General features: G+C 68.6%; 15 protein-coding genes and 1 tRNA gene. 11 read left to right on the top strand and 5 right to left on the bottom strand.

Annotation, left to right across the window (positions count from 1 at the left end):
• The first annotated feature begins 31 nt into the window (after positions 1 to 31).
• Together DDE13_RS12820 and pdeM are read left to right on the top strand one after the other, a co-directional pair.
• Positions 32 to 985 (top strand): MBL fold metallo-hydrolase, encoded by a 954-nt coding sequence (locus DDE13_RS12820; protein WP_111404688.1) that lies wholly within the window; start codon positions 32 to 34, stop codon positions 983 to 985.
• 54 nt (positions 986 to 1,039) lie between these two features.
• Positions 1,040 to 1,723: a ligase-associated DNA damage response endonuclease PdeM gene (gene pdeM, locus DDE13_RS12815; protein ID WP_111404687.1), complete on the top strand. Its 684-nt coding sequence runs from the start codon at positions 1,040 to 1,042 to the stop codon at positions 1,721 to 1,723.
• A gap of 85 nt (positions 1,724 to 1,808) precedes the next feature.
• Here pdeM and DDE13_RS12810 read toward each other — a convergent pair.
• Positions 1,809 to 1,884 (bottom strand) — tRNA-Lys (locus DDE13_RS12810).
• Positions 1,885 to 2,117: 233 nt separating this feature from the next.
• On the opposite strand from DDE13_RS12810, the gene dapF reads away from it, so the two are divergent.
• From dapF to DDE13_RS12785, 5 genes are all read left to right on the top strand, one after another.
• Entirely contained in the window at positions 2,118 to 2,957 is an 840-nt protein-coding gene (gene dapF / locus DDE13_RS12805; protein WP_111404686.1) for a diaminopimelate epimerase, read from the top strand.
• On the top strand, positions 2,954 to 4,201 hold the full coding sequence (mtaB, locus tag DDE13_RS12800; RefSeq protein ID WP_111404685.1) for a tRNA (N(6)-L-threonylcarbamoyladenosine(37)-C(2))-methylthiotransferase MtaB: 1,248 nt from the start codon (positions 2,954 to 2,956) through the stop codon (positions 4,199 to 4,201). The genes dapF and mtaB overlap by 4 nt, the downstream gene beginning before the upstream one ends.
• Positions 4,202 to 4,260: 59 nt before the next feature.
• Positions 4,261 to 4,848, top strand: coding sequence for a hypothetical protein (locus DDE13_RS12795; RefSeq protein ID WP_111404684.1), 588 nt, complete (start codon positions 4,261 to 4,263; stop codon positions 4,846 to 4,848).
• Between the two features lie 123 nt (positions 4,849 to 4,971).
• Positions 4,972 to 5,250: a hypothetical protein gene (locus tag DDE13_RS12790; RefSeq protein WP_111404683.1), complete on the top strand. Its 279-nt coding sequence runs from the start codon at positions 4,972 to 4,974 to the stop codon at positions 5,248 to 5,250.
• 2 nt (positions 5,251 to 5,252) lie between these two features.
• Positions 5,253 to 5,864 (top strand): glutathione S-transferase, encoded by a 612-nt coding sequence (locus tag DDE13_RS12785; RefSeq protein WP_111404710.1) that lies wholly within the window; start codon positions 5,253 to 5,255, stop codon positions 5,862 to 5,864.
• Positions 5,865 to 5,915: 51 nt separating this feature from the next.
• Here the strand turns inward: DDE13_RS12785 and DDE13_RS12780 are convergent, their stop codons facing one another.
• Positions 5,916 to 6,590: an outer membrane protein gene (locus tag DDE13_RS12780; protein WP_111404682.1), complete on the bottom strand. Its 675-nt coding sequence runs from the start codon at positions 6,588 to 6,590 to the stop codon at positions 5,916 to 5,918.
• Between the two features lie 331 nt (positions 6,591 to 6,921).
• Between DDE13_RS12780 and petA the strand changes: the two genes are divergently transcribed.
• The 4 genes from petA (at position 6,922) to aroC (ending at position 10,982) form a co-directional block, all read left to right on the top strand.
• Complete coding sequence (petA, locus tag DDE13_RS12775; protein ID WP_111404681.1) at positions 6,922 to 7,500, top strand: ubiquinol-cytochrome c reductase iron-sulfur subunit; 579 nt, start codon at positions 6,922 to 6,924, stop codon at positions 7,498 to 7,500.
• Positions 7,501 to 7,512: 12 nt separating this feature from the next.
• Positions 7,513 to 8,859 carry a cytochrome b gene (locus tag DDE13_RS12770; RefSeq protein ID WP_111404680.1) on the top strand — a complete coding sequence of 449 codons (1,347 nt, stop codon included), beginning with the start codon at positions 7,513 to 7,515 and terminating at the stop codon, positions 8,857 to 8,859.
• A gap of 17 nt (positions 8,860 to 8,876) precedes the next feature.
• Positions 8,877 to 9,683, top strand: a complete 807-nt coding sequence (locus DDE13_RS12765) for a cytochrome c1 (RefSeq protein ID WP_111404679.1) — start codon at positions 8,877 to 8,879, stop codon at positions 9,681 to 9,683.
• Positions 9,684 to 9,869: 186 nt separating this feature from the next.
• Positions 9,870 to 10,982, top strand: coding sequence for a chorismate synthase (gene aroC / locus DDE13_RS12760; protein ID WP_111404678.1), 1,113 nt, complete (start codon positions 9,870 to 9,872; stop codon positions 10,980 to 10,982).
• Positions 10,983 to 11,135: 153 nt separating this feature from the next.
• Here aroC and DDE13_RS12755 read toward each other — a convergent pair whose 3' ends face one another.
• From DDE13_RS12755 to DDE13_RS12745, 3 genes are all read right to left on the bottom strand, one after another.
• Positions 11,136 to 12,020, bottom strand: a complete 885-nt coding sequence (locus DDE13_RS12755; protein WP_111404677.1) for a DMT family transporter — start codon at positions 12,018 to 12,020, stop codon at positions 11,136 to 11,138.
• Between the two features lie 179 nt (positions 12,021 to 12,199).
• Positions 12,200 to 12,487, bottom strand: a complete 288-nt coding sequence (locus tag DDE13_RS12750) for an HU family DNA-binding protein (RefSeq protein WP_111404676.1) — start codon at positions 12,485 to 12,487, stop codon at positions 12,200 to 12,202.
• Between the two features lie 181 nt (positions 12,488 to 12,668).
• Positions 12,669 to 14,135 (bottom strand): AMP nucleosidase, encoded by a 1,467-nt coding sequence (locus DDE13_RS12745; RefSeq protein ID WP_111404675.1) that lies wholly within the window; start codon positions 14,133 to 14,135, stop codon positions 12,669 to 12,671.
• Positions 14,136 to 14,424: the final 289 nt, after the last annotated feature.

The following is a 14,424-nucleotide window of genomic DNA, read 5'->3' as shown; positions in this document are numbered from 1 at the left end:
AGACTGCGCGCAACCAACAAGGGAGACGACCATGAAACGCCGCCAGTTCCTCAGCCTCGCGCCCGCCGCCGGGCTGGCCACCCTGCCCGCGACCTTCGCCCGCGCCCATGGCGATGCGCCGCACGCGCTGCCGCAGGCCCAACGGCGCGCGGTGGGCGACATCACCGTGACCGCCCTGTCGGACGGGGGCATCGCGCTGGGGCACGCACCGTTGCAGGGCATTTCCGAAGATAACTACGCCGCGATCCTGACGGCCGCCCATCGCGATCCCGGCAACTTCCTGTCCGGTGTGAACGCGTTCCTTGTCGAAACAGGCGATCTCAAGGTGCTTGTGGATGCCGGCACCGGCGGCGCCTTCGGTCCCGAGATCGACAACCTGCCGGCCAATCTTGCCGCCACGGGGATCGCGCCGGCGGACATCACGCATCTGTTCGCCACCCACTTGCACCCCGACCACGTGGGCGGCGCGGTGCGAGACGGGATGGCGGTGTTTCCCAATGCCGAACTGGTGGTCCATGACGCCGACCGCGCGTTCTGGGGCGAACCTGCCAATTTCACCGCCATGCCCGAAATGATGCAGAACTTCGCCGCCCTCGCCCAGGGCGTGTTGACCGCCTATGGTGACCGGCTGCGGGTATTCGAAGCGGATGACGAGATCGCGCCGGGTCTCACCGCCATGCCGTTGCCCGGGCACACGCCGGGCCATTCCGGGCTGATGATCGCATCGGGCGACGACAGCCTGCTCATCTGGGCCGATATCGTCCATGTCGCACCTGTGCAGCTTGCCCGCCCCGAGGTCACGATCGGCTTCGACGTGGAACCGGCGCTGGCCGCGGCCACGCGCGCGCTGCTGCTCGACCGGGTGGCCACGGACCGGCTGATGATCGCCGGGTCACATATCGGCTTTCCGGGCCTCGCCACCATCGCGCGGGCGGGGGACGGCTATCTCGCCATCCCGGCGGCCTTCGACTACGGCGCGGCCTGATTACCCGGTCCGTTGCCCCTTGCGCCGCGGGCCGGAATGGGTTGAGAACAGGGCATGAACAGCCATGCCTTCACGTTCTGCGCGGAAACGTTCCATGCCTTGCCGTCCGGTGCACTCTGGTGGCCGGCGGCGGGGCTTCTGTGCGTGTCCGACCTGCATCTCGGCAAGGCCGAGCGCATGGCCCGGCGCGGCGGCCCGGTGCTGCCGCCCTATGACACCGCGGACACGCTGTCGCGGCTCGACGCGGCGCTGGCGGCGACCGGCGCGCGGCGGGTGGTCTGCCTTGGCGACAGTTTCGACGATCTCGCGGCCGGGGCGGCGCTGGCGGCCGATCACCGCGCCTGGCTTTTGCGGCTGATGGCCGGACGGGACTGGACATGGGTCGAAGGCAACCACGACCCCGGCCCGCTCGACCTGCCGGGGACGCACCGTGCGGCCCTGCTTGCGGGCGCCGTCACGTTCCGCCACATGGCCCGGCCCGGCGCGGCGGGGGAGGTGTCGGGACACTACCACCCCAAGGCACGGATCGCGCTGCGCGGGGCCAGCGTGGCGCGGCCCTGTTTCCTGGCAGATCGCTGCCGGGTGATCCTGCCCGCCTTCGGCACCTATACCGGCGGGCTGGCCACAACCGATCCGGCGCTTGACGGGCTGATGGGGCCGGAAGCCCGCGCGATCCTGACCGGCAGGCGCGCGCTGGCGATACCCATGCCCCGTCTTCCGGCGCGGCGCCGCGCCTGATGTAAGGGCCACGACGACCCATCCCGCATGCGCGTGTATCAGGGGTGCGCTGACCCCGCCATGAACAAGGAAACGGTTCGAGAGATGGTGAGCCGTGCAGGATTCGAACCTGCGACCCACTGATTAAAAGTCAGTTGCTCTACCAACTGAGCTAACGGCCCATCTTCTCGTCGCACGACGGTCGTTCCGTCGCGGCATCTCGGGGCGTGCAGGTGCGGTCTGGAACCGCGCGCCGCGTGCCTTGGGCGTTGCCTGTGCAGATGCAGCATCCGCCTCAGGCACCGCCCGTCGAGACCTGCGCTCTACAAAGCGCGGCACGGGGGGTCAAGGCACTTTGCGCAGTTTTTTCGGTGCGGGCTGGATTCCGCCCCGGTGCAGGTCTATAGGCCGCGCCATGAGCACAGAACAGGCGCCTGCACCGCTGCCCTTCGTCAAGATGCACGGGCTGGGCAACGACTTCGTGATGATCGATACCCGTCCCGGCCTGCCGCCGGTGACGGCGCCGCTGGCGCGCGCGCTGGGGGACCGCAACCGCGGGGTGGGCTTCGACCAGCTGGCCGAGATCCTGCCTGCGGACCGTGCCGCCCTGCGCCTGCGGTTCTGGAATGCCGATGGCAGCATCGCGGGGGCTTGCGGCAACGCCACGCGCTGCGTCGCCGCGCGCGAGATGGCGGCGACCAGTGCCGCGCATCTGACCATCGAAACCGACCGCGGCATTCTCGAAGCCACACGCGGCCCAGATGGGCGGGTCAGCGTGAACATGGGCCAGCCCCAGCGCGACTGGCGCGCGATCCCGCTCGCGCGCGACGTGGACACGATGGCGCTGCCGCTCGACGGGGCGCCTGCCGCCGTGGGCATGGGCAATCCCCATTGCGTCTTCGTCGTCCCCGATGCCGCCGCGGCGCCGGTCACCACGCGCGGCCCGCTGGTCGAACACGATCCGCTGTTCCCCGAACGGACCAATGTCGAATTCGTCCATTGTCGCGCCGACGGCACCCTTCGGCTTCGGGTGTGGGAACGGGGCGCGGGCGTCACGCTCGCCTGCGGGTCGGGGGCCTGCGCCACGGCGGTCGCCACCCATCTGCTCGGCCTGACCCCCCGCGCCGTCGAAATCGAGCTTGACGGCGGCTGGCTGTCCATCGACTGGCGCGACGACGGGGTCTGGATGACCGGCCCGACCGCCCATGTCTTCGACGGCACGCTGTCGCCCGCGTGGCTGGCGGGCGTGGCATGAGCGCGCCGGTCTTTTCCACCCATGGCTGCCGGCTGAACGCCTATGAATCCGAAGCGATGCGGCGCATGGCGGAGGACGCCGGGCTGACGGACGCCATCGTCATCAACACCTGCGCCGTGACGGCGGAGGCCGTGCGCAAGGCGCGCCAGGACATCCGCCGCGCCCGCCGCGACAATCCCGCCGCGCGCATCGTGGTGACAGGCTGCGCGGCACAGATCGATCCGGCAGGCTTCACCGGCATGGCCGAGGTGGACCACGTCATCGGCAATACCGAGAAGATGTCGCCCGGCACGTGGGCGGGGCTGGCGGGCACTGCAGGCACCGACCGGGTTCAGGTCAACGACATCATGTCGGTGACAGAGACCGCGCATCACCTGATCGACGGGTTCGGCACCCGGTCGCGCGCCTATGTGCAGGTCCAGAACGGCTGCGACCATCGCTGCACCTTCTGCATCATCCCGTTCGGACGCGGCAATTCGCGCTCCGTCCCCGCCGGTGTCGTGGTGGACCAGATCAAGCGGCTGGTCGACAGCGGCTTCCACGAGGTCGTGCTGACCGGCGTGGACCTGACAAGCTGGGGCGCGGACCTGCCGGGCAGGCCGCCGCTCGGCAATCTCGTGCGGCGCATCCTGCGGCTGGTGCCGGACCTGCCGCGCCTGCGCATCAGCTCCATCGACAGCATCGAGGCCGATCCGGACCTGATGGAAGCGATCGCCACGGAACCGCGCCTGATGCCCCACCTGCACCTGAGCCTTCAGGCGGGCGACGACATGATCCTGAAGCGCATGAAACGCCGCCACCTGCGCGACGATGCGATCCGCTTCTGCGAAGACGCACGGCGCCTGCGCCCCGACATGACCTTCGGCGCGGATCTCATCGCGGGCTTTCCCACCGAGACCGACGCGATGTTCGAAAACTCGCTGCGGCTGGTGGACGAGTGCGGACTGACATGGCTGCATGTCTTCCCCTATTCGCCGCGCCCCGGCACGCCCGCCGCGAAGATGCCGCAGGTGGACGGCATGGCCATCCGGGGCCGCGCCGCCCGGCTTCGGGCGGCGGGGGCGGCGGCGGTGGCAGCGCATCTGTCGGCACAGGTCGGGCAGATGCACGACGTGCTGATGGAAGCCCCCGATCTGGGCCGGACCGCGCACTTCGCCGAAGTGCGCTTCGACGCGCCCCAACCCGAAGGCCGGATCGTGCAGGCGCGCATCCGCGGCCATGACGGTACCCGGCTCGCGGCCTGATCACAGGAGTTGACTTAAGGTCATCCGCGGGCTTCGATGGCCGCCGGGAGGATTTGCACATGTTCATTTCAAGGAAGATATCGCGCCTGCTGGCCGTTGCGGCCCTTGTGGCACCCGCGGCGCTGTCGGCGTCGCCGCTTCCGACGTTGCCCGGCTATGGCGGGATCGGTGTTTCACCCGTCTACCCCGGTCCGGCCTTCGATTGGCCCGCGCCGTTCGTCGGATACGCGTGGTTCGTGGACATAGCCGGCGTCGATACCGTGCCGACCCCGGTCATCGATTTCACCGTGACCAACACGGCGCCGAACCCGGTGCCCGTGATGACCTTCCAGGCGTTCGGCAATTGCGACGGCACCGCCGCGCCGTGGAAACCCGGCTTCACGCTGTTCATCGACGATATTGAAACGCCGTGGACGAACGTGGACGATGCGCCCTGCGGATACCACGACTATCTCGATTTCGTCCTCCCGCTCGGCGAGACGCGGTTCACCGTCCTGCTGGAAGATGCGCCCGACGCAACCGCCAGCCATGTGGACGTGCGCTTCGGCGACGTGATCCCGGCGGTTCCGCTGCCGCCCGCTGCGGCGCTGCTGATGGGCGGCATCGCGGCGCTGGGGCTGGCCGGGCGGCGGCAGCGCGCCGGTTGACGCAACGCCGCGCGCAGGTCGGATCGCGCGCGCGGCGCCACGACCGCGGCAGGGCCTTGCCCGCGGGGCCGGTTCCTGCTTCACTCCGCCCAGACACGCGCCAACCGCCCGCCGGAGGTCATCATGGCCCTGCCCCTTGTTCCGACCGCCCTTGTCGCCGCGCGCTATGCCGCCGTGGGGCTTGCCGTCTATGCCGCGTGGCGTGCCGCCGCGCCCGCGCGCCGCGACCAACGTACCGAGGACGCGCTGGACGACCTGCCCGAAGGCACCACCCTGCACCGCGACGGTGAGGCCACGCGCGCAAGCCTGCGCCTGCGGCGCACCATCCGGCTGGGGGACAGCGGGCCGGGTGTGGAAATCGACCTTGCCGCGCTGGGGCGCCTGCGACTGCGGCGCGCATGACCCTGCGACTGCACGGCGCCCCGGCGTCGCCCTATGTGCGCAAGGTGCGCGTCTTGCTAGCCGAGGCGGGGCAGACCGACGCGGTCGCCTTCGTCACGGTCGCGGGGTCGCCCTTCGACACCGGCACCATGCCCATCGGCCATAACCCGCTGGGCCGGATACCGACGCTTGAACGCGATGACGGACCCGCCATCCATGACAGCCGGGTGATCTGCCGCTATCTCGACGATCTTTATGGCGCGGGCCTCTATCCCGCGCCGCCCGCGCTCTGGTCGGTATTGACGCTCGAAGCGACGGCGGAAGGCATGCTCGATACCGCTGTGGCGATGGTCTATGAACGGCGCCTGCGCGATCCCGCGCAGGTCAGCGAGGCGTTGCTCGATGCGTGGTGGGCACGGATCACGCGCACGCTGTCGGCCATCGAAGGGCGCTGGATGGCACATCTGGCCGGGCGGCTCGACATGGCGCAGGTCGCCGTCGGGGTCGCGCTGTCCTATCTCGATTTCCGCCACGGGACGCGCCAATGGCGCCCGGATCACCCGGCGCTTGCCGCATGGCATGCCGATTTCGCCATGCGCCCGTCGATGATGATGACGGACCCGGAAGCGGGCTGACGCCCCTGCCCGAGCGGATACCGCGACGGCGACAGGGATCGACGCCGCGGATCAGAAGTTGAAGCTGACGCCCAGGTTGACCGCGTTGGTCACGATGTCCGTCTCCAGCGTCCCGCCATTGTCGAGATCGGCCTCGTTCTGGGAATAGGTGCCCTTGTATTCCCCGAAGACCGACCAGCTTTCCGACAGGTCATAGGTGACACCGGCCATCCACGCGACCGCGGGCCCGGTCACCTGGTAGCCGAAGGTCTTGCCCCCCGTGGTCTTCACGTCGACATGCGGGTAGGCCAGTCCCAGACCGCCGCCCAGATACGGCGTCCAGCGGCGCTGCCCGGAAAACCGGCGCATCACGTTCGCGGTGATGATGTTCAACCCGTCCGTGAATTCCAGCCGTTCGAATCCTTCGTCCGCGAGGGTTTCGTCGTCGGCATAGACCTTGGTGTGGTTCAGCTCCAGCCCGAAGCCGAGATCGCCGCCCCCGCGCCACCACGTGCCGCGAAACCCGTAATGGATCGGCGCGTCGAAGGAATTCCCGTCCCAGCCGGCCGTGAAATCGAAACTGCCGACGCCACCCGGATCGTTGCCCGACACGTCGCTGTGCGGCGCGGTCTGCCAGCCGGAATACAGGCTGAGTTCGAATTCCGCCGCGGCCGGCAACGCAGCCAGCGCGAAGACGGCGGCCAAGCAGGCAACCGAACCGGCAGGACGCGGGCGGGACAAGAACATGGCGGATCTCCTGACGCTGCGGAGTCGGACGGGACGGAGTCGGACAGACCCCTCTCCAATATGCCGTTGCCGCGCAAGGCGCAAGAACGTGACCGCCCCACACACCGGATTGTGCACGGCGTTGCAGATACGCCGCGGCCCGCGGGGCGACGGGCGCCGCGGGGACGATCCGGGCGGCAAGTCCGGTAAAATGCGGCATTTCGCGCGGCATGTGCGCCATTGTCCGCTGGACGGGTCCCGCCACCCGGTCTAGTTACCGCCCATGGCTTTGCCGGTGTCACCGGCCACGGCCCCCATCGGGCCGAGCGCGCGACAAGATGGAGAATGTCCAGTGTCACACACAGAAGACCACGAAGGAACCCGCCGGGATTTCCTCTATTACGCCACTGCCGGCGCGGGCGCCGTCGCCACCGGCGCGGCCGTCTGGCCGCTGGTCAACCAGATGAACCCGTCCGCCGACGTGCAGGCGCTTTCGTCCATCCTCGTGGACGTCGGCGGCATCTCCGAAGGCACGCAGATCACCGTGAAATGGCTCGGCAAGCCCGTGTTCATCCGCCGCCGGACGCCGGGCGAGATCGAACAGGCGCGCGCCGTGGACCTGGCAAGCCTGCCCGACAAGATCGCGCGCAACGCCAATATCGACGGCGCGGCCGACGCGACCGACGAGAACCGCGCCCTGGGCGACTCGGGTGAATGGCTCGTGCAGATGGGCGTGTGCACCCATCTGGGCTGCGTGCCGCTGAACGACGCGGGCGACTACACCGGCCCCGACGGCGTCGGCGGCTGGTTCTGCCCCTGCCACGGTTCGCATTACGATACCGCAGGCCGCATCCGCCGCGGCCCGGCACCGGAAAACCTGCCCGTGCCGCCCGCGTCCTTCACGGACGACGCGACGATTCAACTCGGTTAAGGGAGAGACCGAATGTCCGGAATTCCTCACGACCATTACGAACCGAAGACCGACGCGGAAAAGTGGCTCGACCGCCGCCTACCGATCGTGGGCCTGCTGCATTCGACCCTGACCATTCCGACGCCCAGGAACCTCAACTGGATGTGGATCTGGGGCATCGTGCTGACCTTCTGTCTCGTGCTGCAGATCATCACCGGGATCGTTCTGGTGATGCATTACACGCCGGATGCCAGCATGGCGTTCGCCAGCGTCGAGCACATCATGCGCAACGTCAACGGCGGGCACATGCTGCGCTACCTGCACGCCAACGGCGCGTCGCTGTTCTTCGTGGCCGTCTACCTGCATATTTTCCGCGGGCTTTTCTACGGCTCTTACAAGTCGCCGCGCGAAGTCACCTGGATCATCGGCATGCTCATCTACCTACTGATGATGGGCACCGCCTTCATGGGCTACGTGCTGCCCTGGGGCCAGATGTCCTTCTGGGGGGCTACCGTGATCACCGGCCTGTTCGGCGCGATCCCCTTCGTGGGCGAAAGCATCCAGACCTGGCTGCTGGGCGGGCCTGCCGTGGACAACGCCACGCTGACGCGCTTCTTCTCGCTGCACTACCTGTTCCCGTTCATCATCGCGGGTCTTGTGGTCGTCCATATCTGGGCCTTCCACACCACCGGCAACAACAACCCCACCGGGGTGGAGGTGCGCCGCGGGTCCAAGGAAGAAGCCGAAAAGGACACCCTGCCCTTCTGGCCCTACTTCGTCATCAAGGACCTCTTCGCGCTCGCGCTCATCATGGTGATCTTCTTCGCCGTCGTGGGCTTCATGCCGAACTATCTGGGCCACCCCGACAACTACATCGAAGCGAACTCGCTGGCGACGCCCGCGTACATCGTGCCTGAATGGTACTTCCTGCCCTTCTACGCGATCCTGCGCGCCTTCGACGCCGAGGTCTGGGTCGTGCAGATCGTCAGCTTCCTGAGCTTCGGCATCATCGACGCCAAGTTCTTCGGGGTGCTGGCGATGTTCGGGGCGATCGCGGTTATGGCGCTGGCACCCTGGCTCGACACCTCCTCGGTCCGGTCGGGCCGGTATCGCCCGATGTTCAAGTGGTGGTTCTACCTGCTGCTGGTGGACTTCATGGTCCTGATGTGGGTGGGCGCGATGCCGGCCGAAGGCATCTATCCCTATATCGCGCTGCTCGGCTCGGCCTACTGGTTCGCCTATTTCCTCGTGATCCTGCCGCTTCTGGGCGTGATCGAGAAACCGCTCCAGCCGGTGGCCACCATCGAGGACGACTTCAACGCCCATTACGGCAAGGACGACGCGGCCGACCGCGGCACCGTCGCCACGCCGGCAGAATGACAGGGGCAAAGGGAACCATGCTCAAGAAACTGACCCTCGCCACCGCCACCGCGTTCGCCCTCACGGGCGGCGCGGCCTTCGCCGCGGGCGAAGGCGGGCACATAACCGACTACGGCTTCTCCTTCGAAGGGCCGTTCGGGACCTATGACGAGGCGCAACTGCAGCGCGGCCTTCAGGTCTATACCGAGGTCTGCTCGGCCTGCCACGGCATGAAATTCGTGCCGCTGCGCACGCTCGGGAACGAAGGCGGGCCGAACCTGCCCGACGACCAGGTGCGCGCCTATGCCGAGTTCTGGGAAGTCTACGACCCGGAAATCGACGACTGGCGCACCGCGCGGCCCACGGACCATTTCCCGCCCTCCTCCATGGAAACCGCCCCCGACCTGTCTCTGATGGCCAAGGCACGCGCGGGCTTCCACGGGCCCTACGGCACAGGCCTCAGCCAGCTCTTCAACGGGATCGGCGGCGCGGAATACATCGCCTCGCTGCTCACGAGCTACAATGGCGAGGAGATGGAACAGGCGGGTACGATCCTCTATGGCAACGACGCGTTTCCGGGCGGCTGGATCTCCATGGCGCCGCCCATCGACGACGGCTGGGTGGAATTCGCCGACGGGTCGCCCAACGATGCCGAGGCCATCGCGCAGGACGTCGCGGCCTTCTTGATGTGGGCGGCGGAGCCGAAGATGATGGCGCGCAAGCAGGCGGGGCTGACGGCGGTGCTGTTCCTGACCGTGCTGACGGTGCTGCTCTACCTGACGAACAAGAAACTGTGGGCGCCGGTCAAGGACCGCGCGAAAAAGGCCGACCATCCCGCGGAATGACCGGCCCTGGGGAGAAAAAAATCTAGCCACTAGAATTTTGATACCGGTGGCAGACCGATCACCCGGCAGACATCACGCGCCCCCTCGGGGGCGCGTCTTGCGTAGTGCGGCCCCCTTCGCGGCTTGAGCCTCGCGCCCTTGCCCGATACACCCCGCACACGTCCCCAGCCCCGGAGCCCGCGCCCCATGAGCCTCAACACTTTCGGCCATCTCTTTCGCGTCACCACCTGGGGCGAAAGCCACGGGCCCTCGCTCGGTGCCACGGTGGATGGCTGCCCCCCGGGCGTGCCACTCGATGCTTCCGCGCTCCAGCACTGGCTCGACCGGCGCAAGCCCGGGCAGAACAAATATACGACCCAGCGCCGCGAAGCCGACGCGGTCGAGATCCTGTCGGGCGTCTACGAGGGCCAGAGCACCGGCACCCCGATCCAGCTGATGATCCGCAACACCGACCAGCGGTCCAAGGACTACGGCGATATCGCCGACAAGTTCCGCCCCGGCCATGCCGATATCACCTACTGGCAGAAATACGGCATCCGCGACCCGCGCGGCGGCGGGCGGTCTTCGGCCCGCGAAACCGCCGCACGGGTCGCAGCGGGCGGCATCGCGCGCGCGGCCCTGGCGCAACTCGCGCCCGCCGTCGCCATCACCGGCTACATGGTGCAGATGGGCCCCCATGCCATCGACCGCGCCCGCTTCGACGCAGGCGAAATCGACCGCAACCCGTTCTGGACGCCCGACCCGCAGGCCGCCGCCGACTGGGCCGACTATCTCGACGCCCTGCGCAAATCCGGCGACAGCGTGGGCGCGGTGATCGAGGTGGTGGCGAAAGGCGTGCCACCGGGTCTGGGCGCACCGATCTATGGCAAGCTCGATACCGACCTCGCGGCCGCGATGATGTCGATCAACGCCGTCAAGGGCGTGGAGATCGGGGACGGCATGGCCGCCGCCGCGCTCACCGGCAGCGCCAACGCGGACGAGATCGCGATGGGACCGGACGGCCAGCCGATCTATGCCAGCAACCACGCGGGCGGCATCCTCGGGGGCATCTCCACAGGGCAGGAAATCGTCACCCGCTTCGCCGTGAAGCCCACATCGTCGATCCTGACGCCCCGCGCCACGATCACCCGCGGCGGGGAGGCGGCGCAGATCGTCACCAAGGGCCGCCACGACCCCTGCGTCGGCATCCGCGCCGTGCCGGTGGGGGAGGCGATGATGGCTTGCGTGCTGCTCGACCACCTGCTGCTGCATCGCGGGCAGGTCGGTGACGGTCCGCGCGGGCGCATCGGCCCTGCCTGATCGCAGGGCCGCGCAGGAACATTCGGCGCGGCCATCCGCGTCAGCGGAACACGGTTGCAGCGCGCCGCCCACAAGCCCTGACAGCACCGCCCGTGGTATGCACCCGGTCCCGGCCGTCGCGCCCTGCCACCGAAACCCGCGGGGTGGACAGGATCAGGCTGCAGGCGGCGGCGTCACGGCGCGGGACAGTTGCACGGCGAGAATTCCGGCGGTGATGATCGCCACGCCCAGCGCATCCAGCCCGCGCACAGGCTCCCCCAGAACCAGCGCCGCGATGCCCACGCCGAAGACCGGGTTGAGGAAATGGAAGGTCGCCGCCCGCGTCGGCCCGATCCGGTTCACCAGCACGAACCACACCAGCGTCGCCGCCAGCCCCGGCACCAGCACGGTGTAGGCGAAGGCGATCGCCAGCGGCACCGACCAGTCCACCGCCCATGTCTCGGTCAGCAGGGCCACGGGTGCCAGCACCGCAGCACCCACCAGCATCTGCAGACCCACGATCATCAGCAGGTTCCCGCCCCCCGCGGACGCGCCGCGCACCGACAGCGTCGCCACCGCCAGCGCAAGCACGCCCACGACGCACAGGCCAAGGCCCACCATGTCGGCCCCGCCGGACACGCGGCTGCCCATGATCAACACGACACCCGACAGCCCGGCCACCAGCCCCGCCACGGCCTGCGCCCGCAGCCGCTCCGCCCCCATGGCCCAGCCGGCGGCCGCCACGATCAGCGGCATCGACGACGCCACGATGGACGCGAGCCCCGCCTCCACCGTCTGCATGGCCACGAAGAACAGCCCCAGGTACAGCGCGTTCTGGCACAGCCCGAAGATCGCCGTCGCGCGCCACTGGCCCCGCGTCAGGCGCCAGCCCTGCCCCAGCGCGCGTGCCACCGCGATCGCCACGAGCCCCGAGATCACGAAGCGGATCGCCAGCGACGTCACCGGCGGCGCCGCGGCAACGATCACCCGCGCCGAGGTGAAGGCCGAGGACCACATGAACGCGAAGGCGAGCCCCATCGCGATTGCCTTGATATCCATGCCCTGTCCCTGCCCGATCCGGTATCCGCGCGGACCCTGCGCCGGGCGCGCGGCGGGTGCAAGCCGAACGCCCGCCCCCCGAACACGAAAAAGGGCCGCGTCCCCGCGACCCCCGGCCCGCCATCCGATGGGGGCACCGATGGAACGATCCCGGCCGCGTGCCGGGTCGCCCGCCCGGATCAGCCGTTCACGCTTTCCTTCAGCGCCTTGGCCACGGTGACCTTGACCACCTTGTCGGCCTCTTTCTTGATCTGCTCGCCGGTGGCGGGGTTGCGCACCATCCGCTCGGGGCGTTCGCGGCAATAGATCTTGCCCACGCCCGGCAGCGTCACCGCACCGCCCGCCGCGACCTCGCGGGTGATCAGGCCGGTGATGGCGTCCAGCGCCGCGCCCGCGACCTTCTTGTCCGCGCCCATCTCTTCGGCCAGCGCCGTGACCAGTTGCGCCTTCGTCATCGGTTTGTTCATTCCAGAGCCTCCTGTGCCTGCCACATATGTCCTTGTCGCAATACCTTAGCTGCAGGAAATCCTGCTCCACAACGCTTTTCGCCTGCAATTGCTGGGGATAAGCCCGAAAAACCGCGCTTTTGGGCCCATCTTGCCCGTCACGCACCCGTCACGCGCCTGTCATGACCGGGTCACGGACCCGTTACAGGAACGCCGTCTCCTCGAAGGACCTCAACTTGCGGCTGTGGATGCGGTCCAGCGGCATCTCGCGCAACAACTCCATCGCCCGGATTCCGATCTCCAGATGCCGCGACACCTGCGTGCGATAGAAATCGCTGGCCATGCCCGGCAGCTTCAACTCGCCATGCAGCGGCTTGTCCGACACGCACAGTAGCGTGCCGTACGGCACCCGGAACCGGAACCCGTTCGCGGCGATCGTCGCACTTTCCATGTCGAGTGCTATAGCGCGCGACTGGCTCAGCCGCCGCACGGGGCCGGAATGGTCGCGCAGCTCCCAGTTGCGGTTGTCGATGGTCGCCACCGTGCCCGTGCGCATGATCCGCTTCAGCTCGTACCCCTTCAGGGCGCTGATCTCCTCCACCGCCTGGGCAAGGGCGATCTGGATCTCCGCCAGCGGCGGGATCGGCACCCATACGGGCAGATCGTCGTCCAGCACATGATCCTCCCGCAGATAGGCGTGCGCCAGCACGAAATCCCCCAGCCGCTGGCTGTTCCGCAGCCCCGCGCAATGCCCAACCATCAGCCAGGCATGGGGCCGCAGCACGGCGATGTGGTCGGTCGCGGTCTTGGCGTTGCTCGGCCCCACCCCGATATTGACCAGCGTGATCCCGCCGCCATGGGCGCGCTTGAGGTGATAGGTCGGCATCTGCGGCAGTTTCGGCAACACCGGAAGGTCGCCGTCGGGGGTGGTGATCTCTGCATTGCCGGGACCGACGAAGGCGGTATAGCCGCTTTCCGGGTCGCCCAGTGCGCGCCGCGCGAACGCCTCGAACTCCTCCACGTAGAACTGGTAGTTGGTGAACAGCACGTGGTTCTGGAAATGCACGGGATCGGTCGCGGTGTAATGGGCCAGCCGCGCCAGCGAGTAATCGACCCGCTGCGCCGTGAAGGGCGCCAGCGGCTCGGACCCGTCCGCCGCCGGGGCCGCCGTGCCGTTGACGATGTCGTCATTGGTGGTCAGCAGGTCCGGCACGTCGAACGCGTCGCGCAGCGCGAATTCCAGCGCCCCGTCCTGCGGCACGGACTGCCCCGCCATGGCGAAATGCAGCGGCATCGGCGTCAGCGACGGGCCGATCGTGACCGGCACGTTATGGTTGCGGATCACCAGCCCGATCTGTTGCGTGTAATAGTCCCGGAACAGGTCGGGCCGCGTCACCGTGGTCGCATAGACGCCCGGCTGGCCCACATGGCCGAAACTCAACCGGCTGTCGACGGGCGCGAAACTGCTGACCGCCACGCGGATCTCGGGATACATGGCGCGGTAGCGGCCCGGAAGCTGCCCGCCCGTGACGGCGGTGCGGAACCCGTCGCCCAGGAACGCCACCGCCTCGTCATAGAGCGCGATCAGGTAGTCGACCGCGGCGGTGGCATCCATGAAATCACGGGCGGCCCGCGCGGGCGGGGTCAGGATCGGCTGGGCTTCGGACATGGGGCATACCTTCGACAATCTCGGGATGAACAGGCCACAGGCCCCAGCCCGCCGCAAGCGCTTTTCCCGCGACCCGCACACGTCCCGTTAACCACGGGCGGCCTACACAGGACAGGTCGAAGGCACCCTGCGGAACCTGCCGGGACGGCGCAAAACGCGCCCACCTTCACGGTCAATGCCGTGCCTGCGGGGCGGCGGGCACAACGCCCGTCGCCATCGCATCCCCCCGCACGTCGCGACGCCACCGCCGCGGCACGTCCCACGCCGCCGGCGGCGCCGTGCCCGGCCG

Origin of the sequence: Meridianimarinicoccus zhengii, assembly GCF_003254465.1 — a bacterium.
GTDB lineage: Bacteria > Pseudomonadota > Alphaproteobacteria > Rhodobacterales > Rhodobacteraceae > Meridianimarinicoccus > Meridianimarinicoccus zhengii.
Note: the sequence above shows the minus strand (reverse complement) of the source record. Positions and strands in the feature narration are given on the sequence as shown.

Bases quoted from the DNA above. Each gene is read 5' to 3' on its own strand.
- DDE13_RS12820 (WP_111404688.1), top strand. From the start codon at position 32: ATGAAACGCCGCCAGTTCCTCAGCCTCGCGCCCGCCGCCGGGCTGGCC.
- pdeM (WP_111404687.1), top strand. From the start codon at position 1,040: ATGAACAGCCATGCCTTCACGTTCTGCGCGGAAACGTTCCATGCCTTG.
- dapF (WP_111404686.1), top strand. From the start codon at position 2,118: ATGAGCACAGAACAGGCGCCTGCACCGCTGCCCTTCGTCAAGATGCAC.
- mtaB (WP_111404685.1), top strand. From the start codon at position 2,954: ATGAGCGCGCCGGTCTTTTCCACCCATGGCTGCCGGCTGAACGCCTAT.
- DDE13_RS12795 (WP_111404684.1), top strand. From the start codon at position 4,261: ATGTTCATTTCAAGGAAGATATCGCGCCTGCTGGCCGTTGCGGCCCTT.
- DDE13_RS12790 (WP_111404683.1), top strand. From the start codon at position 4,972: ATGGCCCTGCCCCTTGTTCCGACCGCCCTTGTCGCCGCGCGCTATGCC.
- DDE13_RS12780 (WP_111404682.1), bottom strand. From the start codon at position 6,590: ATGTTCTTGTCCCGCCCGCGTCCTGCCGGTTCGGTTGCCTGCTTGGCC.
- DDE13_RS12770 (WP_111404680.1), top strand. From the start codon at position 7,513: ATGTCCGGAATTCCTCACGACCATTACGAACCGAAGACCGACGCGGAA.
- DDE13_RS12765 (WP_111404679.1), top strand. From the start codon at position 8,877: ATGCTCAAGAAACTGACCCTCGCCACCGCCACCGCGTTCGCCCTCACG.
- aroC (WP_111404678.1), top strand. From the start codon at position 9,870: ATGAGCCTCAACACTTTCGGCCATCTCTTTCGCGTCACCACCTGGGGC.
- DDE13_RS12755 (WP_111404677.1), bottom strand. From the start codon at position 12,020: ATGGATATCAAGGCAATCGCGATGGGGCTCGCCTTCGCGTTCATGTGG.
- DDE13_RS12750 (WP_111404676.1), bottom strand. From the start codon at position 12,487: ATGAACAAACCGATGACGAAGGCGCAACTGGTCACGGCGCTGGCCGAA.
- DDE13_RS12745 (WP_111404675.1), bottom strand. From the start codon at position 14,135: ATGTCCGAAGCCCAGCCGATCCTGACCCCGCCCGCGCGGGCCGCCCGT.